The 23,683-nt window shown below is 38.2% G+C and carries 17 protein-coding genes; 4 read left to right on the top strand and 13 right to left on the bottom strand.

Translation table 11 applies throughout. From position 1 onward, the window contains the following. Nucleotides 1–25 precede the first annotated feature (25 nt). Nucleotides 26–3,559, bottom strand: a complete 3,534-nt coding sequence (locus tag A6M55_RS00535; RefSeq protein ID WP_064196114.1) for an alpha-L-rhamnosidase — start codon at nucleotides 3,557–3,559, stop codon at nucleotides 26–28. A gap of 171 nt (nucleotides 3,560–3,730) precedes the next feature. Here A6M55_RS00535 and A6M55_RS00530 point away from each other — a divergent pair, with 171 nt between their 5' ends. The 4 genes from A6M55_RS00530 to A6M55_RS00515 all read left to right on the top strand — a co-directional run bounded on the left by A6M55_RS00530 (nucleotide 3,731) and on the right by A6M55_RS00515 (nucleotide 6,518). Then, the gene (locus A6M55_RS00530) at nucleotides 3,731–4,309 is read left to right on the top strand and encodes a Crp/Fnr family transcriptional regulator (RefSeq protein WP_064196113.1); all 579 of its coding nucleotides are present in this window, start codon (nucleotides 3,731–3,733) and stop codon (nucleotides 4,307–4,309) included. Nucleotides 4,310–4,385: 76 nt separating this feature from the next. Next, entirely contained in the window at nucleotides 4,386–4,916 is a 531-nt protein-coding gene (locus A6M55_RS00525) for a DinB family protein (RefSeq protein ID WP_015029106.1), read from the top strand. A gap of 32 nt (nucleotides 4,917–4,948) precedes the next feature. Continuing rightward, nucleotides 4,949–5,842: an alpha/beta fold hydrolase gene (locus tag A6M55_RS00520; protein ID WP_064196112.1), complete on the top strand. Its 894-nt coding sequence runs from the start codon at nucleotides 4,949–4,951 to the stop codon at nucleotides 5,840–5,842. A 4-nt stretch (nucleotides 5,843–5,846) separates the two neighbouring features. After that, complete coding sequence (locus tag A6M55_RS00515) at nucleotides 5,847–6,518, top strand: hypothetical protein (RefSeq protein WP_015029104.1); 672 nt, start codon at nucleotides 5,847–5,849, stop codon at nucleotides 6,516–6,518. Nucleotides 6,519–6,567: 49 nt separating this feature from the next. Here A6M55_RS00515 and kdgD read toward each other — a convergent pair whose 3' ends face one another. The 12 genes from kdgD to A6M55_RS00455 form a co-directional block, all read right to left on the bottom strand. Beyond that, nucleotides 6,568–7,473 (bottom strand): 5-dehydro-4-deoxyglucarate dehydratase, encoded by a 906-nt coding sequence (kdgD, locus tag A6M55_RS00510; RefSeq protein WP_064196111.1) that lies wholly within the window; start codon nucleotides 7,471–7,473, stop codon nucleotides 6,568–6,570. 54 nt (nucleotides 7,474–7,527) lie between these two features. After that, entirely contained in the window at nucleotides 7,528–8,823 is a 1,296-nt protein-coding gene (locus A6M55_RS00505; protein ID WP_064196110.1) for a glucarate dehydratase family protein, read from the bottom strand. Between the two features lie 56 nt (nucleotides 8,824–8,879). Next, complete coding sequence (garD, locus tag A6M55_RS00500; protein ID WP_064196109.1) at nucleotides 8,880–10,445, bottom strand: galactarate dehydratase; 1,566 nt, start codon at nucleotides 10,443–10,445, stop codon at nucleotides 8,880–8,882. A gap of 128 nt (nucleotides 10,446–10,573) precedes the next feature. Continuing rightward, nucleotides 10,574–12,019 carry a GntP family permease gene (locus tag A6M55_RS00495; RefSeq protein WP_064196108.1) on the bottom strand — a complete coding sequence of 482 codons (1,446 nt, stop codon included), beginning with the start codon at nucleotides 12,017–12,019 and terminating at the stop codon, nucleotides 10,574–10,576. Nucleotides 12,020–12,246: 227 nt separating this feature from the next. Beyond that, a complete protein-coding gene (locus tag A6M55_RS00490; protein ID WP_064196107.1) occupies nucleotides 12,247–13,968 on the bottom strand; it encodes a M3 family oligoendopeptidase in 1,722 nt (573 codons plus the stop codon). 93 nt (nucleotides 13,969–14,061) lie between these two features. After that, nucleotides 14,062–14,850: a carboxypeptidase-like regulatory domain-containing protein gene (locus tag A6M55_RS00485; protein WP_064196106.1), complete on the bottom strand. Its 789-nt coding sequence runs from the start codon at nucleotides 14,848–14,850 to the stop codon at nucleotides 14,062–14,064. Further along, the gene (locus A6M55_RS00480; RefSeq protein WP_015029097.1) at nucleotides 14,834–16,162 is read right to left on the bottom strand and encodes a M14 family zinc carboxypeptidase; all 1,329 of its coding nucleotides are present in this window, start codon (nucleotides 16,160–16,162) and stop codon (nucleotides 14,834–14,836) included. Before A6M55_RS00480 ends, A6M55_RS00485 begins: the two co-directional genes overlap by 17 nt. Nucleotides 16,163–16,195: 33 nt before the next feature. After that, entirely contained in the window at nucleotides 16,196–16,588 is a 393-nt protein-coding gene (locus A6M55_RS00475; protein WP_015029096.1) for a hypothetical protein, read from the bottom strand. Between the two features lie 145 nt (nucleotides 16,589–16,733). Then, a complete protein-coding gene (locus tag A6M55_RS00470) occupies nucleotides 16,734–17,210 on the bottom strand; it encodes a YchJ family protein (RefSeq protein WP_015029095.1) in 477 nt (158 codons plus the stop codon). Between the two features lie 71 nt (nucleotides 17,211–17,281). Beyond that, nucleotides 17,282–19,423 carry a chitobiase/beta-hexosaminidase C-terminal domain-containing protein gene (locus A6M55_RS00465; RefSeq protein ID WP_064196105.1) on the bottom strand — a complete coding sequence of 714 codons (2,142 nt, stop codon included), beginning with the start codon at nucleotides 19,421–19,423 and terminating at the stop codon, nucleotides 17,282–17,284. 65 nt (nucleotides 19,424–19,488) lie between these two features. Next, nucleotides 19,489–20,946, bottom strand: coding sequence for a DUF1501 domain-containing protein (locus A6M55_RS00460; protein ID WP_015029093.1), 1,458 nt, complete (start codon nucleotides 20,944–20,946; stop codon nucleotides 19,489–19,491). A 232-nt stretch (nucleotides 20,947–21,178) separates the two neighbouring features. Further along, nucleotides 21,179–23,506, bottom strand: a complete 2,328-nt coding sequence (locus A6M55_RS00455) for a PSD1 and planctomycete cytochrome C domain-containing protein (RefSeq protein ID WP_015029092.1) — start codon at nucleotides 23,504–23,506, stop codon at nucleotides 21,179–21,181. Nucleotides 23,507–23,683: the final 177 nt, after the last annotated feature.

The raw sequence follows: 23,683 nt of genomic DNA, 5'->3' as shown, positions 1-23,683 counted from the left end.
TAATTTAACAAAATAAGTAATTTTCTTACTTCACCTCAAAAACATAGCTTCCAGAAGAAAGCGAAATCACTACTTTATCTCCTTCGGTTTTTTCAATTTTCACTTTCTTGCCTGATTCTGTAATTTGCTTATTAGCAGGAAGATACAAAGCAGCGGATGTATTTGGTGGAACAGTGAACTTATAAGTTGTTTTACCTCCTTCACTATTCCACTCGCTCTCTATTCTTCCGTAAATCGAATCGTAATACCCTTTAGCAGAGGTCATCTGGCCAGTTGGGTCGGGTGTTGGTTTGAGGATGAATTCTTTAAAACCTGTCTTTTGTGGATGACGCTGAATACCCAAAGAATAATTGTACATCCAAGCCGCTACCGCTCCAAAAGAATAATGGTTGAACGAATTCATGGAGTTATTACCACCAAAACCATTTTCTACGGTGTAACTATTTAAGCGTTCCCAAATGGTAGTAGCACCATTAACCACCGAATATAGCCACGATGGATATTGTTTATTGGTCAATAATTGATACGCCAAATCATCACGACCGTTTGCAGAAAGTGCTTCACTCATAGATGCCGTACCGATGAAACCTGTCATCAAAGAGTTTTCTGGGCGTTCAATGCCGCCATCGTCTTTGTTTTTACGAGTGATAGTTTCGCTTAAATGCTTGATTACAAAAGGCTTATTTTGGGCATCAAATACACCTAAAGCCAAAGGAACAGCATAAGACGCTTGTGTATCAATCAAAACACCTTTATCTGAACTTCCACGGGTATCTGCTTCATTGGGTGCAGCCATAAAACCAGTTTTCATGCCCGATTTGACAGTTCGGTGCGAAGATTTATCTACATACGTTTCATTAAATATCCGCTTGATTTCTTCACTTCTCTTCAAAAAGCTTTTAGCATCATCGGTGTTGCCTAAAGCTTCGGCCATTTTGCTCATTAACTCTAAATCATAGGCAAAATAGGCCATCCAAAACAAAGTATTATCATTTTTATTGCCTTCTGGGCTCAACCAATCTCCCAGCGGACCTTCATTTAGAATTCCTGTTGTTTTATCGATTTTAGTTTCTAAGAAAGCCATGTATTTTTTCATTGCACCATAATGCTCGGCCAACATTTGTACATCACCGTATTGTCGATAAGTTTCCCAAGCAACCACAACGCCAGCACTTCCCCAAAGTGTACCACCGAAACCACCACCTACAGGGGCAACATCGGTAAATCGACCGCTTTCTGGCTGAATATCACGCATGCCCAAAAGATGTCTTCTTAAAAATAAATTGGCATCGGTTAGGTAAGTACTACTTCTTGCAAATACTGAAATATCACCGCTCCAACCCATACGCTCGTTGCGTTGCGGGCAGTCGGTTGGTATCGAAACAAAATTTCCACGCAAAGACCAAGTAATATTCTCCCAAAAACGATTTACTAAAGGATTACTTGTTTCGTATTTTGAAGATATTTCAGAAATTGAACTAATGACTAAGCCTTTTACATCGGTTGCAGGAATAGCCTTTTCTACACCCGTAATTTCTAAATAACGATACCCATGAAAAGTAAATCTTGGTTGAATGATTTCATCGCCACCTTTTAGAATGTATTGGTCTTGTGCAAGAGCCGCTCTGATGTTTTCGAGCATAATCATACCTTCATTACCTTTATAATCGGGTAAATTTGGGTACGTAATTTCAGCATAGCGAAGGTTAATTATTTGCCCTTTTTTACCATTTTTTATCAAAATCTGCGGAAACCCAACCATGTTTTGTCCCATATCATAGACAAATACCTTTTGTCTAACCTCTTCAACTTTTTGAGCCGACAATGTTTTTACAATTTTGATATTTTCGCCCATCTGACCCACTAATTTGAAATCATTATAAGGTAAAGAAGCGGCATAACGACCCGAATATTTCACATCACCAACAATGCCCGTACCTTCGAGTGGTACTTCTACAGCTGATTTCCAAGCTTTATCATTATAGTTTGTTGTTGTCCAGCCCTTAATTGCTTCTTCTTTGGTGGCATCATATACTTCACCTTGGAAAAACGAACCTACTCGTATCGGGCCATCTGTAAATAATTTCCAGTCTTTATTATTAGTTGTGACGATTTGCTCAGAACCATCAGCGTAAGTAACAACTAGTTTTGCCAACAACGATTGGCGGTCGCCGAACCAGTTCCAACTTTCACCACTGTAAGTAATATTACCACTCCACCAACCTTCACTCAGCCACGCTCCAATGGCATTGGCTTGTCCATTTTTGAGATTTGAGGTAACGTCAAAAGTTTGGTACATGTGGTTTTTATTATACTGCGTTAGGCCTGGATTAAAGTATTCATTACTCACACGATTTCCGTTGATAAACACTTCGTAAATTCCACGGGCAGTTACGTATAATCTTGCTTTTTTGATTGCTTTGGCATCAGTTTTAAATACCGAGCGTAGCATTGGCGTAGCATTTTTACTTGGATTGAGGGTGATAAGTGCCTCACCAGAAACTAACGGAGCTTTTTCCAGATGATATAAAGTATTACTTGGATAACGGAAGTTTTTTACTTGAATATCTGTAAAAAAGGCAGTTTGATTTGCCTTTGTTCTAAAACCGATATCGGCCAACATAGGGAAACTAATGAAGTTATTTCCCACACCCACCGGATTTAGGTTGAGTCCGCGAGGTGCAAATCTACTCGTTGGCGTCATTGATTTATCGGCAATTTTATGGGCTTCGTCAGTACCATCTATATAAAATTCAAAAACGCCAAAGTTGCACTCCACAAAAACTGTGTGTTTGGCATTTTTATTCGCTTGATTAATAATACTTTGCGGAATTGCAATAGATTTGAGTGGCTCTTCTGCTTTATCAGTTTTAGTATAACCCGCTCGATAAATATTGAGTTTTGCTGTCGAATTGGCTTCATTGGTTAGTGTAGAAATATCTAATTCTATTTCTACATAACTTTCATCTTTTTTACGCTCAACACCCATAAAATTGAGATACTGATTGCTCAATCGGCTATCATTTGCCCCAAAGATAAACGAACCTTTGCTTGAATTTTGGGCCAATTGAATATCATATTGAACCTTAAAAACCGACAAATAATGTGAGTAAAAATTCAAATCTTCATCTCCACCTCCTATCCATTCCGCACCCGACCATGCGTCAATTTTGGTATTCAGAAAACCAGTCTCAAACCATGATTTTGTGCTTGAAAGAGCATTAAAATTATCCCAAACGGTCAGTTTCCATGTATATCGAGTAGTTGGTTTTAAGGCTTCGCCTTCATATTGAATAGCGTGAGAAATACCCGAAATCACCTTTTTCGAGTCCCAAACCGTATGATTTTGCTCATCAGTAACCACAATTTGATAAGCCGTTTGCCCTTGTCCACGTTTATTGGTTGCATTATGCATTTGCCAAGAAAATTGTGGTTTGACTAAATCTGTTCCAATAGGTGTTGTTTGATAATTTACTTGGAGTTTCTGAAGAGTAAATTGAGCGTTAATCTGCCCAATAAATAGCATGAATGAAGCTATTAAGAATAAGGTTTTTTTCATTATTAAGGTCAAATATTACGTACAAAATCCAATAATTGTTAAAGTTAGGGCTTTAATAATTATAAAGACTCCTGCACTGTCTTGTATCAAATTTGAATTGCTGATAATTTGCTAAAACACAATTATAGTTTATATTTATTAAATTTGTTATACAATCATCCTTATCTTCTGATGCACCCTTTAATCGACCACTTTCAAGGTTATCTACTTCTTGACAAAGAAGAAATAGAAATTATAAGTCAGAGGGTTTCTTTTTGCAAAATCAAACGCCGACAAATTATTTTACAAGAAGGTCAGGTTTGTAAACATTATACTTTTGTGGTCAAAGGCTGTTTTAGAATGTACGGCATTGATGATAAAGGATACGAACATAATATTCAGTTTGCAGCTGAAAACGACTGGATTGCCGATATTGACAGTTTTCATTCTGGAAAACCCAGCAAACTATATATACAAGCCATTGAACCCGCTGAAGTGATACAACTTGACCCTTCAAATTTGTATTTTCTCTACGAAAATATCCCAAAACTTAATCGTATTTTTAAAGTTATTGCTGAAAATAAGTTTATGGAACTTCAGAATAGAGTTTTACAAACTTTCAGTTCAACCGCCGAAACACGTTATTTAAGCTTTCTTGAACAATATCGACACTTAACAAACCGCCTACCTAATACACAAATTGCCTCATATTTAGGTATTACTCCTGAATTTCTGAGTAAAATACGTAAAGATTTGTGCAAAAATCATTGATTTCTTAAGGTAGTTTAAGGGTAGATATCAAACATTAATTATAATTTTGCAAAATCATTTTTTAACCAACATAATTATGAAATATCCAAAATTGATTGCTATTCTATTGATTTTCTTTGGAATATCTGCCACAGCAAATGCACAATCTTCGGTTGATGAAATCGTGAAAGAGTGGGAACGAGCGAAGGCATACACCAAAGAGTATCTCGATGCCATGCCAGAGTCAGGCTATGCATTAAAACCAACTCCAGAAATGCGTTCATTTGCTCAACAAATGCTACACTTAACTGACGGAAACTATGGTTTTGCAGCAGCTGCTACAGGAGCAAAAAGTCCGGTCGGACAAGGAGAATCTGAAAAAACTACTGATATTTCAAAGGCTAACGTTACGAAATTGGTTTTAGCAGGCTATGACTTCGTAATTGAAAACGTGAAGAAAATGACTCCTGCCCAACTCAATGAAACTACCAAGCTTTTCGGACGCTTCGAAATGACTAAGGCAACCGCATTAGCTAAGTGCTTTGAACATCAAACACACCACCGTGGGCAAACAACGGTTTATATTCGTTTGGCTGGAGCAAAACCACCACAAGAGAAATTATTCTAGTATAAATTCAGCTTTTTTATTGCCACGAATGTATGAATTGGGTTTTAATTCATTCGTGGCTTTTTTATGTCCTTATGAAAAATTTTCAGTTAATTATTTTTGTACTTCTTGCTCTACAAATACAAGCCCAGCAAAGTCTCAGAAGGGCATATCAGCCAGCAAATGTGATCAATAAAATTCCTTATGGAAACAATGTTGCTGTAGGAGATTACGTTCAAACCCAAGATGCCAAAATCTATTATGAAGTTTATGGGCAAGGTCAACCTATTGTGCTTTTGCACGGTGGAATCTTGGGTTCTACCATCGAAATGGCCGAATTTATTGATAGTTTGAAGAAAAACTTTCAAGTAATAGCTATTTCTACTCGTGGTCATGGAAAATCGGATATTGGCTCATTTCCTATCACTTACGAGAAAAAGGCTAATGATATAATTGCTGTTATTAATGCTGTTACAAAAGAAAAAGCAATAATTTTAGGCTTCAGCGATGGTGCTTACACGGCATATAAGGTTGCGAGTATGTATCCAGAACGCATCAAAAAAATGATTGCTATTGGTGCAGGTGAGCAGATTCCGGGCTTAAGAACCATCAATTTTAATCACGAACAATTACTTTCAGACAAGGCTTATTGGATTCAGCAAAAGGCACTTATGCCTCAACCCGAAAGATTGACAGATTTTTGGAGTGCTATGCAAACATTCTATAACGGAATAGTGGTCAGCAAAGAATTGTTAGGCTCTATTAAGTGTCCTGTTTTGTTGCTTTCGGGCGAATTAGATAGAAATGCTCCTTTACCGACCGTTATCAATGCTTACAACATGCTTCCAAAAGCTCAATTAAGTATTATCCCGAATACTGGTCACATTTGTTTTGCTGAAAATTTCCCAGCAGTTTGGGCAAGTATTACCCCATTTTTAAAAAACTAATATTATGAAAAAACTAAATCTTTTATTGGTATCTATGCTATTTTCGATGGTGTTATCGGCTCAAACCATCAAAATGAGCAAAGAAAATATTGAAGCTACAGAATATGTTTCAAGGTCTTTTGTAAAAATCTCAGGCAAAAAAATCTTAAAGGTTGAATTTGATACAACAAGTAAAGATGCAGATATGCCTTCTTATGTAAAAATCAAAGGGTTTGAATTTCAAAATGGGGTAATTGAGGTAAAAGTTTTGAGCCGGCTAATGAAAAATGCCCCAGCAACTTCTAGAGGTTTTATTGGACTTGCTTTCAGAATTGATGAAAAAAATTCAGCATTCGAGAGCATTTATATTCGCCCGACTAATGGCCGTACAGACGACCAAATCCGTAGAAATCATAGCATTCAGTATTTCTCTTATCCTGATTATAAATTTGATAAATTACGTAAAACCGAACCCGAAAAATACGAGTCTTATGCTGATATGGGTTTAAATGAATGGATAACAATGCGAATAGAAGTTGAAGGACAAAAAGCAAAATTGTTCTTGAATAATGCCAAATATCCTTCTTTAGTTGTTAATGATATGAAACACGGAAGTTCAAGGCCTGGTTCTATTGGACTTTGGGTTGGTAATTTTACTGAGGGGTATTTTAAAGATTTGAAAATCGTAAAGAAGTAAATATTTGAAGGTATTCTCGATGAATTTACCGACAATACCTTCACTTTTATCAGTTATTCTGCTTAATAATTTGGCGAAGTTGCTCTACTTCAGCTTCTGTTGGCATCGTGAGTGGTGGGCGAACATCACCAGCACTTTTACCAATCAATTTTGCACCTGCTTTTATCAAACTTACTGCATAACCACTTTTTTTGCCACGAAGCCTTACTAATGGAATATAAAAATCTTTCGTGATTTTCTCAACGGTGGCTTTATCGCCTGCACGCAAGGCTCTATAGAATTTATTAGCTAACTCTGGCACAAAATTAAAGGCTGCCGATGAATATGTATTGACACCAATCGACAAATAGGCCTCGGCAATAATCTCGGCAGTTGGAACTCCCCCAATGTACGAAAGACGCTTTCCTACTGTCTTGATAGTATCGTTCAAATCTTGCATATTGCCAGTACCATCTTTCAAACCGATGAAATTTGGACAAGCATCAGCCAGTTTTTTGATAAATTCTGCTGATAAAACCCCATTGCCACGATTATAGTAAATAACAGGTAATGAGGTATTTTGCATAATTGCTTTGGCATATTCATACACGCCATCTTGTGGGCATTCGGTAAGATATGGCGGGAAGAGTAAAATGGCGTGGATTCCAGCTTTTTCAGCAATTTTTGTAAAAGTTTTAGCTTCGGCGATGCTTCTTCCTGCACTGGCAATTACTGGTACACGCTCAGCCACAACTTTGACCGAAATATTGACAATTTGCTCGTATTCATCAGCAGTCAGTGAGAAAAACTCGCCCGTTCCGCCAGCCACAAAAACAGATGAAACATCATGGCTTACGAACCACTCTATACGTTCGGCAAAGGTTTTGGCATTGAATTCACCTTTTTCATCAAAATCGGTGATTGGAAAAGAAAGAAGCCCGTCTTCGAGCGATGATTTTATTTTTGATAGTTCCATTTTTTATTTGTTTATCCCGTAGAGACAGGGCATGCCCTGTCTCTACGGAAGGTTTTACCAACGTGTTGCCATAAATTTCCAATCAGGTTGTACTTTTTGCATTTCTATTTCGTCGTTGCGTTTGGTTAGACCGCATTTTTTGTAGTTTTCGTGCAATTTTGCTAAAGCGGCTCTATCTAATTCAACCCCTAAACCTGGCCCACTCGGTACTGGTACTGCCCCATCTTCAAATTTCATTCTACCGCCAAGTATGATTTCGTCAGATTGCCAAGGATAATGTGTATCGAGGGCATATTTAAAATTAGGAATGGCTGCTCCCAGATGCACCATAGCCGCCAACGAAATACCCAAATGCGAATTAGAGTGCATAGATAAATCACGCCCGAAAGTCTCGCAGATGCTCGTAAGCTTCATTGATTCCTGCAAACCACCCCAAAAATGGTGGTCAGATAAAATAATATCTTCCGAACCTAACTGAACACTGCTCGGAATATCCCCAAAGGAAGTCGTACACATGTTGGTAGCCAAAGGAGTTTTCAAGGCTTTTCTTACGGCCGCCATGTTTTCTTGTCCACGACAAGGGTCTTCCAAGTATTCAATAATACCCTCCATTTCTTTGCCATATTTGATAGAAGTTTCTACCGTCCAAAGAGCATTGGGGTCGATACGAAGTGGCACATTGGGGCCAAATGCTTCGTGTAAAGCCAAGATTGCATCTACTTCTTGGCGTGGTTCAAACACACCTCCTTTGAGCTTAATCGACTGAAAACCAAATTCTTTGCACATGGCTTTGGCTTGAGCAACAATTTCGGCTGGATTCAAAGCACTTGCTTGACGAGCGGCATCCCAACCTGTGGCATTGGGGTCTGTTCCGAACTCCAATTCACCTCCTGCACCTTCGTATTTATAAAAAAGATAAGCCGAAAATGGCACAGCATCACGGCGTTTACCTCCCAATAAATCGACTACTGGACGATTAATTATTTTACCTATAATATCTAAACAAGCAACCTCAATCGAACTAAAAACATGCACAACAGTGCGTTGGTCCCAAGGAGTGAAACCTCTATCAGCAGGTTTTTCGGTTCCGAATTCGGCCAAAAGAATATCTCTGATTTTATTGATTTGAAAAGGGTCTTGACCAATAATGAGCGGTTTGCTTCTTTCCAAAGCCTTGTCTATATCAATATTTCCGGGAATCTCACTGACTCCACTAATATTATCTTCAGTGACAAGTTCTACAACCGTACGCAAGGCATAAGGAGCATGCAAACCTGCTGCATTCAATAAAGGAGGGTCAACCACCGCAATGGGCGTAATGTGGAATTCTTTGATTTTTGGAAATTTCATTTTATGAATAAGTTTTAGCGAAGGTATCGCTTTAAGCGATGCCTTCGCTTGAATAATTACGTTAAAGGCCCGGGGTTAAAAAGTACCAAATCGTTATAAAGTCCCAATTTATCGGTGGCGACTTTTTTATTTCCGCTGGCTATTTCAAGAATGAGGTGGAATAATTCCCAGCCCATTTCTTCGATAGTTTTTTGTCCGAAAGCCACAGGCCCTGCGTCAAAATCTATCAAATCATGCCAACGATTAGCTAATTTTGAATTAGAACTTACTTTTATTACAGGAACCATATTTAAGCCATAAGGCGTACCTCTACCCGTAATGAACACATGCATATTCATGCCTGCAGCTAATTGGAGGGTTCCACAGGCAAAATCGCTGGCAGGAGTTGCTACAAAATTTAAACCTTTTTTACGCAGCTTCTCGCCCGGTGAAACTACATCCACAATCGTACTTGTACCCGATTTCACGACCGAACCAAGGGCTTTTTCTACGATATTACTCAACCCACCGCCTTTATTACCTGGGGTTGTATTGGCACTTCTATCTGCTTGCCCTTGACTGAGGTAATTATCGTACCAAGCCATTTCATCTTTGAGTTTTTGGGCAACTTCGGCATTTTCACAGCGAGGAACAAGCAAATGTACGGCATCACGCACTTCGGTAACTTCTGAGAAAAAAACTGTTCCTCCGCCTTTTACAATTAAATCCGCCGCAAAACCAGCCACTGGATTACCCGTCAAACCCGAAAAAGCATCACTGCCTCCGCATTGCATTCCCACCACTAAATCAGCTACTGAGCAAATTTCTCGTTTCCGTTGGTTGAGCTTTTGCAAATGTTTTTCGGCCATTTCCATAATTCCATCAACCATTTCATAAAAACCCTCGAAAGATTCATCTTGTAAATAAAGAATACTTCGACTTCGCTCGGTATCCGTTCCGTGGGCAGAGTGAAGTCGAAGCCCATCATCATCGGGCAACAATCTTTCTGGTCTTAATTTCTCACAACCTAAACCAATAATCATGATTTCACCACCAAAATTTGGGTTTTGAGCAATGTGTTTGATTGTGCGAATCGGAATAATAGCAGCTGGTGCATCAATGGCAATTCCACAACCATAACTATGATTGAAAGCTACTACGTCATCGACATTAGGATATAAGGGTATTAATTCTTTTCTGATTTTATTTTCAATGAAATTCGTAATTCCTGCTACACATTGCACGCTGGTGGTTATTCCAAGAATATTCTTTGTACCTACACTACCATCGGGATTTCGGTAACCTTGGAAGGTATATTGTTCTAATTCCAACTCTATTTTCTCCTCAAAAGACAGTTGAATATAGTTAATATCCTCTAACTTTGGCGGTTGTGGTAAGCTAATATTACTTTCGTTTATCCAACTTCCTTTTTCGATAAATCTGTTTGCATAACCAATAATTTGCCCATAGCGAATCACCTCATCTCCTTCATCAAAAGACTTTAAGGCCACTTTATGTCCCATCGGAATATCTTCTTCGAGCACGACTCCGTCTAACACAATTGCCCCACGCTTCAAACCTGCTGGATTTGCTACAATGGCTACATTATCGTTAGGTGTTGTTTTTATTGCTATGTTTTGCATTTTTTCTGGTTTATTGGTTATTGGTGGATTGGTATATTAGTTTACTGGTCGATTAGCAATTGGTTATTTGTTACTGTTATATTTTTTATCCTTAAAACCCAATCCCCAATTTACCAATCACCAGCTCTCTACACCATCGGGAAAATCCAAGCGGCTATCATTGTCAGAATTACGCCCGCCAAGCCCATCAAACTCTGCATGGGAGCAATTGTTTTGAGAGCCTCTTCCTCAGTAAGGTTTGAAGTTTTACACATAATCCAAAAACCTGCGTCGTTCATCCACGGAATAAGTTTCGCTCCGCTTCCAATTGCCAAACATAAATACACGGGATGAAAACCCAAATTGGCATTCTGTGCCATTCCTGCTAAAATACCCGAAGCAGTTATCAAAGCCACCGTTGCCGAACCTTGTGCCGTTCGCACAACCATTGTGATAAAAAACGCCAACGGAATCAAGGCCATTTGGTAATCTTTCGTTAAATCAGCAATTCGGCTGCTAATGCCTGTCTGCTGTAACATTCCGCCAAAAGCTCCGCCTGCGGCAGTAATTAAAATGATACCGCCGCCACTTGCTAAGGCAGTTGAGGTGAAAGCCAATATTTTATCTTTACTTGTTTTTTTCTGCTTTGCTAATACCAAAAGAGCAAAAAGTCCGCCCATGAGTAAGGCAATATTTTTATCGCCAAAGAATAAAACGATATCTAAAACTGTATTTACGAACGGAATTTCGGTCAAAGGTTTATCAGATTTATGAAAAGCCTCTACTGCCGAACGAATACAAATAGTTACTAAAGGAAATGCTGCTGGCAATAAAGCCCACCCCAATGAAGGCAATTCACTATCATCTTTTTCGGCAATGGCAGAAATATCTTCCAAGCGTGCATCAGGTGAATCTCTTAGTGGAATATCAAACTTTTTATTCAAGTATTTAGCAATAAAAAATCCAACGGTTATCGTGCAAAGCCCCAACAAAACTCCACAAACCATCAATAATCCGATTGGTACATTAAACGAACTCACCAAAATCAAAGGGCCGGGCGATGGCGGCACATAAGAGTTAGCCATTACAGCACCTGCAATTACGGAAAGAGCCAAAAGCAAGTAATTTTTCTTCAATCGCATACCCATTGCTTTAGCAAGTGGCATCATCAAGAAGATAACAGTATCGACAAAAACTGGAATAGTCAGAAAAAAACTACTCAAAATAAAGCCCAACGGTGCATTTTTTTCACCCGTAACTTTAAGCATACTTCTGATAATCTTCTCGGCTGCACCACTATCAAGCATAGCTTTGCCAATAATAGCCGCCATGGCAATCAGAATTCCTATTTTGGCACATGTATTACCGAATTCGATTCCGATACGTTCACCAATACTTTTATGGGCTTGTTTGTAAGCATCAATGGCAGATACTCCTTTTGATAGATAATATTGTTCAACTAATTCGGGAGGGGTGAGTAGGGCAACTGCCAATGCAGCCAAAAGCAGTGCTAGGAAAGGATGTAATTTAAAGCCGATGATTCCACCGACAACAATAACAACACCAACGAGTAAGATTAGTATAGGGTCTGCCATAGAATTTATAGGGTTGAATTCTTGGCAAATGTATATAAACTAAATCCTATTTTCTATTAATATAATGCCAAAATATAATACTTTTTGGACTATGGCATTGTTTTTTATTTTCGAAATAATACATTCTTAACCTTTAATAAGGGTAAGTTTCTCTTGAGTTCAAATAAAATACCCAATAAAAGCACATGACTAATCAAAAAGCCTTTATTGGGTAAATTTGTAATTTATTATTTCAACTTTTCCAACTCTTCTTTCACAAAACTCATGAGTTCTGCAATGTATTCTTTCGAGAAATCGAACTTCACATTTGCGGCTTCGTAGATTTTGCCAATAGTGGTCGTATAGCCTAATCTAAGTGCATTTAGATAACCTTCAAGTCCTTTTGCTGGATTTTGCTTGTAATTTCTCCAAACGCTAATCGCTCCGAGTTGGGCCATACCGTATTCGATATAATAGAATGGCACTTCAAAAATATGTAATTGACGTTGCCAATTATAGCTTTTAAATCGCTCATAGCCTTTCCAGTCTGTCACTGAATCGGCAAATTTATTGAAGATATTTGTCCATGCTACTTGGCGTTCTTCGGTTGTGTGCGTCGGATTTTCGTAAATCCAATGTTGAAATTTATCAACAGTAGCAATCCAAGGCAAAACTTCGAGAATATCTTCTAAATGCTCAATTTTGGCACGTTTTAAATCTTCTTCTTGTTCGAAAAACACATCCCAATGCTCCATTGAAATCAATTCCATTGACATCGAAGCTAATTCGGCAACTTCTGATGTTGTACTGCGGAATGAATTTAAAGGCAAATCTCGTACTTCGAAAGAGTGAATCGCGTGCCCGCCTTCATGCACCATCGTTACGACATCTCTCAAACTCGAAGTGGCATTCATAAAGATAAACGGCACTCCAATTTCTTCGAGTGGATAATTATAACCACCAGGAGCTTTACCCTTGCGAGATTCCACATCAAAATGACCCATTCTACGCATAATTCGAATATAGTCAGCCAACTTCGGGTCTATTTTTTCAAAGCAAGCTACGGTTTTATCAAGCAAATCTTCACCATTTTTGAAAGGTTTTAGAGCTGGTTTCCCATCTGGGTCAACTTTCAAATCCCAAGGGCGAAGTACTTCAACGGCCAATTTTTCTTTACGCTCTTTCGTCATATCATTCACTAAAGGAACAACCGTTTCGGCCACTGCTTCGTGAAAATTGAAACAATCTTGAGGGGTATAATCAAAACGACCCATGGCCGCAAACATATAATCACGGAAATTCAAGAAGCCAGCATTGACAGCCAATTGATGGCGTAAATCACGCAATTCGTTGAATAAAGCATCTAGTTTTTCGTGGTCTTGAAAACGACGTTCAGCAATTTTTGTCCAAGCTTCTTCACGTAGAACGCGATTCGGTGACTGCAACAAATCTCCAGCTTTAGGCAAGGTCATTTCTTCGCCATTGATATTCACGGTCATCGCTGCCGTGGTCGATTGATATTCTGTTTGCTTGGTTTGAATTTGAGTTTCAATCGGAATATTTTCTTCACGGAAAATCTCAACCGATTTCTTCATTCCACGAATTGTGATAAAGAAACCCTCATCGGTCAATTCACCCAAAAAGGGGCTTTCCAAAGCTTTTTTGTTGAGTTGGTCGCTATAAACTGAGAGTTCGGGTTGAATTTCTTCCACAAAAAATTGGTAGTTTTTTTGATTTTCCTCACTGGCAGTATCGCAAGTCATTTTGATGTATCGCCACGCCAAATTTTCAGATAAATAAGATTCTAATTCGCTGCGGTCAAGAAACCACTGACGGAGTTCTTCGGCATTAGCAATGGTGCGATTGACTAAGTTTTCATAAAGTGGCTTCAAATCTTGCCATGACGTGAGGGAGAATTCCTCTCCGATAAATGTGCGTAATTTTCGCTGTGGTATTTCTATTTCTTGCATTTTTTAGATTTGAGATATGAGATTCGAGATACTGGATTCGGGATATGAGAAATTTCTCTCTTGCATCTCCTGTCTCGTATCTCGTATTCAAAATTAACGCTTAAACTCTTCTAAACAACGAAAAACCTCAAAAGTAAGGTCGTAATCATTGGCTGTGAGCACAAAATTATCTGGTAAATTACAAAAACGCATAAAATTCTTTAGCTCTTGTCCTTTCAGTTTTGTTACAAACGAAACATATTCTGCGTTATATCGGTATTCTACCAAAAGTTTTTTTAGGTCTTCTTGCTTCATAGCTTCCAGTTTTCGGCGAGTTTTACCTTCTTTACTAAAAAGCTGATACAAACCATCAATAGAGATACCTATACTACCCGGGGTTGAGGTATTCATGTTTACTAAGTTAGAAATATCCTTCCATTTTAGTTTGGTTGTTGCTTCGGGAGCAGCCATTAACTCATCAATTTGTTTCTTTATTTGCTCCAATCGCTTATCTCTTACCACCACTTCTTTGAGCATAATGGCATCCTGCTTCATTTCTATCACAGGTTCTGTGTTAGCACCATCCCAAGCAATTCCAGCACTTTTATAACCTACTGAAGCAATTTTTATAGAATCACCTTTCGATGCACGCACCAAAAAACTGCCATTATCACCAGTTTTGGTAATTTGTTTGGTATTTTTATTCACAACCGTGGCTGCTACTACTGGCTTACCCGTAGTTTTATCGACTGCCTTCCCAAGCACGTACGATTGTTGTGCGGAAGCCGAGAAAATCCCAAAAAACTGTAAGGGAATCAATAAAAGAAGAAATTTTAAAGTCCTCTCTATCAAAGAGATTGGGTATTCCGTTTCTACGGTAAGGCTACTATTTAATTTGTCCATTCAAGATGATATATTTCACTTCTTTATCTTTTGTTAGCAGGAAACTCGCAGTTTCGTCGAGATTTAGCTCTTTATTAGCCGCCTCTTTCTCTGAAATCTTATATTTTTGAGCTATTTCAGGAAAATCGGCAAACATACTTACAGTCAATCCTTTAGCATCTATTTCTTTAATTCCCCAAAACGTTGAAAGGTCGCCGAGGTCATCTATAACGCTCGAAACCACAAAATCGGTAGCATTGTTGATATTTTTTTCGGTAAGAATAATGCCGATATCTTTGATTACTACTTTCCCGTTGTGAATGAATTCCGCATTTCGAATCAATACATCAAACAAAAACTTCTCATTATTCGGAATACTTTCGTAGGTACTTAACTGATGTTTTATATAAGTTTCTTCAGCAATCGACTGCATTCCTTTGAGCATTGCCACAAAGTTAAGCTTTCTAATATATTGTTTTTCAACATCATCTTTATACCCACCTGATTCTATTAAAATTAGGCTACTTCCCCACAAAGCTACGTTATCGCCAAAAGCTCGTGGCTCGTGTGGGTCATTCCATTTTCCTACATGCCCCGGAATAAACTGTTGCACCGCCTCATTCATCTCACAAATCACCTGCATGGCACGCGTACGGGTAGGATTCCAATCTTGTGAAAAATTATAGGACGTAGCCAAGAACGAAATCGTTGCCTGCTTACTACTCATTCCGGCACTATATCTAATGCCTTGGTCGTGCAGGTTAAATGAAAATTCTGGTTTGAGTTCGTCTTGAAGTTTTTTGAGTAAAGTACCCTCAGGCGTTTGAAAACGAAGGGCATCTCGATTCATATCAATACCCGTTGCGGTGCGGCGTTGGAAACGTTCTGCCCCATCTGGGTTGAGCATTGGCACAAAATAAAGTGTACAATTATCTAATATTTTGCTTCGAAGGGCATCAAAACCATCGTTTTTTTCTTTAAAAAACCTAAAGATATCAAATAATGCCATGGTGGCAGTAGCTTCGTCGCCGTGCATTTGCGACCACAACAAAATCTTTGTTTTACCATGCCCCATTTTGATTTGGTAAATATCTCGTTCTTCGAACGATTGACCGATTTTTGCCACTTCAAAAGGTAGCTTTTCAATCAATGGAACAATATCTTTATGTTTAAATCTACGTTTGGTTAAGGTAGGTTCTTTGATTTTTTCGTGAATATCGAATAATTGTTTTGAGAAATCAGGAAGGCTCTTCTGGGCATCCGACGACATAGCTGAAAATAAAATAATGGTAATTGAAAAAACAAAGGTAAGGTGTTTGTGAAAAAGTACCATAGTTTTAAGCGAATATCGTGGTTGAAAGAATCATTAAAGTTTCCGCAGCTCATTTAGCAACGCCATCAATTCTCTAGGCGGATTGTCATGGTCGAAAGTAGAAGATTTGAATTTTCTCCGCCCTACATGTATAGTAATACTCGTCTGCAAAGCAGCATCTTTTGCCCTTTTATTGGATAGAGACTTAAAATCTTTCAATTCTTCAAATTTAAGTTTCTCACACACTTTCATCATTTCATTCCATTCTGTGGGTATGAGTTTTTTCTTAAAGATAATTGAATTTTCATCTAAAATATACTCTTTTTCTGTAACTATAATTTCTCTTCTAAAGCCACGTGTCGATTCAAGAAGTGTGATGGAAGTTATTTTCTGTGAAAAACCTTCAAATGCAATCAAAAATAATGAAATAAAAAATGGAGTTTTCATAAGTTCAAATAAAAAATGCTCTTCAAATTGAAGAGCAAAATAGTACTTAAAAAATACAAAACTGCCTTTTTGAGATTAGAATTTAGGGGTCTAAGCAAATTCTAATCTCATAAGTATTTATACTTATATTTTATTGAGTTCTAGGCTATTTTCCACAACATTTCTTGTATTTCTTACCACTACCACAAGCACACAAATCATTTCGATTTTGGGTGCTTAAGAGAGGTTTAGTTCCACCAATGACTCCACTTAGATAATACCAGCGACCATTTTCTTGTACAAATGTTGATTTTTCGTGATGCGTTCTCAAAGTACCCACTTCATCTAAATATGATGCTTTGAATTCAACCTCACCGAGTTCATCGCTTGGCTTTCCTTTTTGGCTCGCAATTACTTCTAACTTTTGCCATTGATTAGCTACCGCCCAAGCTCTAATATCAGCCTCATCAAAATTCTTCTGCTGACTTGGATATGTTGTTTCAATCAAATATTTGGTATTCACTACGACATAAGCTGAGTACCTCGAACGCATGAGTTGTTCGGCCGTTTCGGCTTTTTTCTGACCGTTAATAATAGGCTCACAACACTCCGAAAAAGGTCTATTTTCACCACAATGACACATAAAGCGGGATAATTAATTATAAAAAAAGCTTCTTGGCGAAACACCAAGAAGCTGCAATTTACGTTAGAAAATCAATTGAAAAATACTTCATCAACAAAAAACCATGCTTTATCTCCCTTACCTGGGTGCCAGCTTGGCAATTTCGCAATGGGTTTTACAATAAGTTTTACCAATTTATAATTACCTCCACCCAAAGCCACATTTAGTCCAATATTAGCATTTAACTCCATTTTTGTTGGCATGGTAGGTTGTATTTTCTTTACTAATTTCAAATCATTCTTACTATTACCCGCCCATACTTCTACTGATGCTGGTGGCATGATGTAGGAGTCCATTTTTTGCAAATAGCTCACGGTCATATCTTTGAGTGGCTTTGGCGTTTTGAATTCGAATAATGCCACCATTTCATTCTCTCTAAAGCCCAACCAAGCGGGTTCTTGGAAATTATCAATAGCTCCTTTCTTGAAATCTGTAATAGTTTTAGGCCCTTTTCCTGCATATTTTGGATTGGTGGGTGTAAGCAAATAAACACTATCTGGCGTATAAGTTGCCTTATAAAAACTATATTCAATCATTTTACTCGAATACCAATTATCTTTTGTGGCGATAGCTTTGAGCTTTGTGTAGCTACTAATCATGATTGGCTTACTATAAACCAAATTAGTAGTTGAATCAGGATTTGTGCCATCGAGCGTGTATCTGATTTTTACATCACGCAAAGTATGTTTAAGCACAATTGGCGTATTAGCTTTAATGATAAACTCTTCGTTGACCAAAATAGGTGGATTGAGTTTCAGAATTTCGTTAGGATTATCTACTCCACCTTTATCAAACCTCACTTTTGAATATCGACGAGCCAATTCATTAATAGTCGATTCATTGATTGGTGTATTCCAGATGAAGATTTCTTTTAACTTAGGCAAATCAAGCACTTTCTCAAGACTCTCTTTAGATACTTTTGTACCAGCCAAAGCCAAAGACTCTAAATTCTGACACTTTTTAAGTTGTTCTAAGGTTTTTCCAGTAATATCGGTCTGATTTAGGTTAAGTTTTTCAAGATTCGGGAAATTTATCAAGGATAAATCTTCATCTTTCAAAGGCATTTTTGAAAGGTTTAATACGACTAACTGCTCACGAACTTTTGAAAGGTTTTCTAAACTTTTTCGGTCGAATTTTTTACTCACAAAAAAGTCAGCTTGTAAAGCAGGCGAGCCATTTGCTAAAGCAAACACCGAACAAAAAGGTGTATTTACTTCTTCTATTTTAGCTGCCGAAGCAGCAGAAAAATCATAGTTATTACTTGTTTGTGTAGTAGAATTAGCAGAAATTAATTTTGCAACAAGCTTCTTAGTCTCAGAATTTGAAGCATAATTTTTAATCACTTTCTTGGTATCTGCTCCTTCATTTATCCAAGCTATAAGTAAGGCAATTTCTTCTGCACTTAATTGCGGTTTGCCTTTCGGAGGCATGTGCTCTTTATGCTCTAAAGGCAAATTGGCTCTCTGAATAATGTGGCTATTTAAGGCATCTCCAATTTTCCAAATAGAGCCATTTTTTCCTCCTTTTAGAATTTTTTCGATACTACTCATATTTAGCTGACCTTTCGTTTTTTGGTCGTTATGGCAAGCTACACATTTCGCCTCTAAAATTGGGAAAATTGCTGCTTCATAAACTGTGTTTTCTTCCGTAAATTTCTTTGCTTCTGCTTTGCTTTGTAGCGACTCGAACAAGTAGTTTTCGCCATGTGTAATGCCCGCCCCAAAATGACCCGTAATAGCAATTACTGCCAATAATACCCAATTTGAGTAGTTTATTGAAGTAAATTTATCATAAAATGCAATAGCTAAGTAAGAAACAAAACTCACCAAGACACCCGTATATTTATGAATTTGTAAGAGACTTTCATCATACCCCCCTTCTCTAGATAAAAAGAAGCCCATCAAAGCTACAACCGCTGCTGAAATTGCTGTTAGCGTAAGCAATAGTTTCTGAAAAGCCTCATAACTTTTACTTTCAAATTCGTTTTTCAAGAAAGTTAGAATCACCATCAAAACAACAAATCCAATAGGTAAATGCAGTAAAAGTGGGTGCATACGCCCAATTGGACTCATCCATACAGGAAGGCTTACTTTTTCTTCAAATAATAAAAGGAATAGTAAGAGTATATTTAAGCTTAATAATAGGTATGATGAGATTTTATAAAAGCGGTCCATTTAATCGGAATTACAGAATAATAAAAAACTCTTTACTTTTTTGCTAGACAATTTGGAAAATTGTACTACACCATGAGCCCTGGAATTACTTTTCCAGCGACATCAGTTAGGCGATATCTACGCCCCAGATGCTTATAGGTAAGTTGTTCATGGTTTAGCCCCATAAGGTGCATAACTGTTGCATGAAAATCATGAATATGCACAGGGTCACGCACGATGTTGTAGCCAAATTCATCGGTTTCGCCATAAACAATGCCAGGTTTTACGCCGCCACCTGCCATCCAAATACTGTAAGCACGAGGATGGTGGTCTCGACCATAATTATCTTTCGTGAAATTACCTTGACAATAATTCGTACGGCCAAATTCTCCACCCCAAATCACCAAAGTTTCATCGAGAAGTCCGCGTTGCTTCAGGTCGGTAATTAGTGCCGCAGAAGCACGGTCAACATCTTGAGCTTGAAGTGGCATTTCACCGGGAAGATTTCCATGTTGGTCCCACCCTTGGTGATAAAGCTGAACAAATCTCACTCCCGATTCTGATAATTTTCGAGCTAAAAGAGCATTTGCTGCATAAGTTCCGGGTACTAAACATTCGGGGCCATACATTTTAATAATATGGTCAGGTTCTTTTGATAAATCAGTAAGTTCTGGCACAGCGGTTTGCATTCTGTAAGCCATTTCGTATTGTTGAACTTTAGCCTGTACTTCGGGGTCGCCATTCTCTTCAAAACCTAAGTGATTAAGCTCCGATAATTTATCTAACATTCTTCGGCGAGCCATTTTATCTGTACCTTCGGGGTCGTTGAGGTACAAAATTGGGTCTTCTCCACTACTAAAAACTACCCCTTGGTGTGTAGAATCTAAGAATCCGTTTGTCCATAGTTTTGAGTAAACCCCCTGTCCATTTCCACGGCCACGTGAAAGTAATACACAGAATGCAGGAAGATTTTTATTTTCACTTCCTAAACCATAGCTAAGCCACGCCCCCATGCTCGGACGATTACCCACCTGTGCCCCTGTTTGCATAAAAGTAAGTGCAGGGTCATGGTTAATGGCATCGGTATTCATGGTTCGAACGATGCAAATATCATCAACTATTTTAGCAATATTTGGAAACAAATCACTCACCCAAGCACCCGATTGTCCGTATTGTTTAAAATCGAAAAATGAACCCATCAACGGAAATTTAGTCTGATTCGATGTCATTCCAGTTAAACGTTGCCCATTTCTGATAGAAGCAGGCAAATCTTCTCCCATCATTTTTGCAAGTGTGGGTTTATAATCGAAAGATTCTAACTGCGAGGGAGCTCCATTCTGAAATAAATAAATGACACGTTTGGCTTTAGGTGCAAAATGTGGAAGTCCTAAAGGGAGTTGGTCGAGGCTCTCATCACCCGAGCCTTTGAACAAATTAGGCATCAATAATGAACCCAAGGCTAAACTACCAATACCTGCAGCAGTTTTACCCAAGAAATGCCTACGAGTAACATTTAGCTTATGGTTGAAGAATTCGTTTTGCATAATGAATGCTAGTTTTATTTTACATTTGACCTTTTCAGAGTCAGTTTTTTACTTATTCCTTCTATTCGTGTTTAACTACTTCGTAGTTTTTTCTTTCAAATTATTTCACTTTCCTATCTAATCTAAGAGCTGTTGAATGAAAGTCCGTAAGGACATTAACTCGAATAACCGTACATGAAATCTACGGATTTGAAAAGAGAAACGAAAACCGCGAAAGGAGTTAAACGTGCTTTCACCCTCTCACAATGGCCTCTTCCATGTTAAAAATCATTTGGATGGCTTGCATTAAGGCGGCGGTAGCTTGTTTATCTTTTATATCTTTCTTCTTAAATTCACCAACGCTCAAAATTTTCTGAGCTTTTGCAGCATTTTTACCAAAAAATTCCTTTTCCGACTCAAAATAATTACTTAAAATCGCCAGTTCTTTAGCCTTCGGTTGGCGACAAACAATTTTTCGAAAAGCCTTTTCGAGTTTCTTTTCTAAAGGAATATTTTCGCTCATTAGGTTTTCGGCCATTACTCTTGAGCCTTCCATTACTTGAGGGTCGTTCATCATTACCAAAGCTTGCAATGGCGTATTTGTTCGGCTTCTCTGAACCTCACATTGGTCGCGGTTACTAGCATCAAAAATAAGCATTGAAGGTGGCGGCACCGTACGTTTGATAAATACATACATTCCCCTACGGTAAAGGTCTGACTCGTGGTCTTGTACATATCGAGCCAAAGTACCACGGCCCGAAGTAGCTACTTCCCACAAACCTTTTGGTTGATAAGGCTTCACACTTGGTCCACCAATTTCAGTGTTTAATATACCACTGCTGGCCAACACGTGGTCTCGTACGTTTTCTGCAGGAATACGTAAACGTGAAGCCCTTGATAAATAAATATTTTCAGGGTCAATTTTTAGGTGTTTATCATTTAGAGTAGAAGATTGTCGATACGTGGCCGACATAACAATTTGTTTCACTAAACGTTTGATATTCCAGCCATTTGTTCTGAAATCAACTGCCAACCAATCTAATAATTCCGGGTGAGATGGAAGTTCGCTTTGCATACCAAAATCACCGAGAGTTTTTACAATTCCTCGTCCAAAAAACTGAGCCCAAATTCGGTTGACAAACACGCGAGCAGTCAGCGGATTCTTTGCATCTAACAACCATTTTGCTAAACCTAAGCGATTCTTCTCAAGTTTATTGGTATCGAAAGGCATAATACTACTTGGAACACCAAATCTTACTACTTCGCCATGAGCATCATAATTGCCACGATTCAGTACATAAGTTGGTCGAACCACCGATGAATCTTTCATCACCATGACTGCAACTTTGGCTGTATCTTTTTTATTAATAAACTTCAAAATCGACTTCACATCTTCAGTTGAAATTTTCATATTTGGTGGGTCGGCAAAAGAGGCATCTATCGTACCAAAAAGACCTTTTTCGGGAACTTGGTTAAAAAACGCAAAAGTTCGATAATAATCCTTTTGCGAAATTGGGTCATATTTATGGTCGTGGCAATGAGCACACTCAAAAGTTAAGGCTAAAAATGCTTTTCCAAAAGTATTGGTACGGTCAGTTACATATTCTACACGATATTCTTCATCAATTACTCCGCCTTCTTGTGTAATCTTATGATTTCGATTAAAACCTGTCGCCAACAACATTTCTTTATTGGGGTTGGGCAATAAATCTCCGGCTAACTGCCACGTAACAAACTGGCTATAAGGATAATTTGAGTTAAACGCATGAATTACCCAATCACGCCAAGGCCACATCGTACGTAAGCCATCATCTTGGTACCCATGTGAATCGGCATAACGAGCCACATCAAGCCACGGAATAGCCATTTTTTCTCCATAATGCTTGTCTTTGAGCAGTTCATCAACAATTTTTTCATAAGCATTTGGCGAATTATCCTTCAAGAACCTTTCTTGCATTTCAAGCGTTGGGGGCAATCCGACAAGGTCGAAACTCACTCGTTTGAGGAGGCGTTCTTTATCTGCTTCTTCATTAGGCTCTAAGCCTTTTTCGTCCATTTTTGCATACGTGAAATAGTCGATTTCATTTTTCACCCAATCTTTATCTGCTTCTGGAAGTTTCGGTTTTTGAGGAGCAATAAAAGCCCAGTGAGGCTTGTATTTCGCCCCTTGCTTTATCCATTTGGCAATTAGTTCAATTTCGTGTTGAGTAAGTTTCAGATTCGACTCGGGCGGAGGCATTCTAAGCGTAGAATCCTTCGTGATAAGTCGTTGATAAACTTCAGAGGCTTCTAAATTTCCAGCTACAATGGCATGTGCTTTTGGGTTATCTTTCAGAGCGGCATAAGCACCTTCGGGTGTATCAAGGCGTAAATTTGCTTCTCGCTTATTTACATCTGGACCATGACATTTGAAACATCTATCTGAAAGAATTGGGCGGATATGGAAGTTGTAGTCAACTTCATCGGGTATGGCTCCTGTCTCGGCCGAAGAACTGGTGCAATTGGATACAATCGTAGCCAAACTTACACTTGTAAGCAACAAAAGAATAAAAGTTTTAGCTCTGAAAACTATACTTTTCATCGGTTAAACAAATAGGGGTTTATAACGAATAGATTGTCAAAATCAATTTATAAAATATTTTTTCATTTAATTAGCTATTTACCAATAACTTTACTTTTCATTCGCTCTTAAAACGGCTCTAAATAGGAAAAAATAGTTTTTAAAAAATTTTAGTAAATATAAGTAGAAAGAATAAAA

This window comes from Emticicia sp. MM, assembly GCF_001649495.1.
Note: the sequence above shows the minus strand (reverse complement) of the source record. Positions and strands in the feature narration are given on the sequence as shown.